General features: G+C 45.7%; 2 protein-coding genes. One reads left to right on the forward strand and one right to left on the reverse strand.

Features of this window, described 5'->3' with window-relative positions:
* Window positions 1-219 (forward strand): hypothetical protein (locus ACYPWY_RS16395; protein WP_459686621.1); only part of this gene is annotated, 219 nt, incomplete at its 5' end.
* 13 nt (window positions 220-232) lie between these two features.
* On the opposite strand, the gene ACYPWY_RS16400 is transcribed toward ACYPWY_RS16395, so the two are convergent.
* The coding region (locus ACYPWY_RS16400; RefSeq protein ID WP_459686622.1) for a hypothetical protein at window positions 233-1,003 on the reverse strand (771 nt) is incomplete at its 5' end.

Genomic DNA, 1,003 nt, shown 5'->3' on the forward strand with positions numbered 1-1,003 from the left:
TGGTGCACCACGCTTTTCTTTTGTATAAATCAAAATAAAACAGGAAATAAACACATGGACAAAGAACAACTGACACAAGCGATTATTGACGAAATGAACGCACAGGGATTCCTTGACGGATTCAGGGCTGAAAAAACAGGCGAAGCGCTGCTGGAAATCCAGTATGCTGACGAAACGCTTGTTTGTAAGGTGGACGCAGGTAAACCTGATGAGGAATAGCTTTCATAGCCACTTACGTCAGCCACGGATTTTTATACGGGTCGTAATCCGTCTGGAATGTCGCCATTTGCCAGTCTGTAACCGGCTTTTTATCTTCCGCTAATTTGCGGGGAATTTGCGGATTGAGTTTCAATCGGGCGGCATCCGAGAGCCATTTCATGGAATCCTCGTAGTCTTTTACGCGGACAACGCTCACATTGTTGGACGCAATCAACTTGCATAACTCGTAAATAGCCAGCCGGACGAAATGCTTTTTCAGGTTGTTGTTGCGCGGGTCGTGCGGCGACAGGTTCTTACCGATTTCCGGCACGTCCGCATTCACGTCCATTCCGGGATAAAACACTTTGGCGTCGTAAACAACGTATTCATGTTCCGATAATTCGTATTCGTTGTGTTCCAGAGAATAATCGGCAATGGCGCCCCAACACTCCGAGTCATAAGGATTAGTGTTGTTGTCGAAGTTTTCAAGCGACAAAAGCGTGTAGAAAGCGTTTTCAAACCTTACCACATCCCATAGGTTGTACAATACCGGCTGCCACTCCGAATAATCTGCTTCGAGCCAGCCGCTGACCATCGGAATACGGATATTGCCGAACTTGAAGCCGTTTTCAACGAGGCATTTGTACAAAATACCGTTGTGACAAACAATATTATCCTTGTAATAAGTCCCGAATTGCGAGTAATTGGGAATTGTTTCAATTTGAATATTGGCTTCAAAATGTTCTTCCCAATACTCCGTGTCCGCAGGCGCCTTGTATCCGCTAATGGAACGGATAACTTCGCA

This window comes from Viscerimonas tarda (assembly GCF_054601255.1).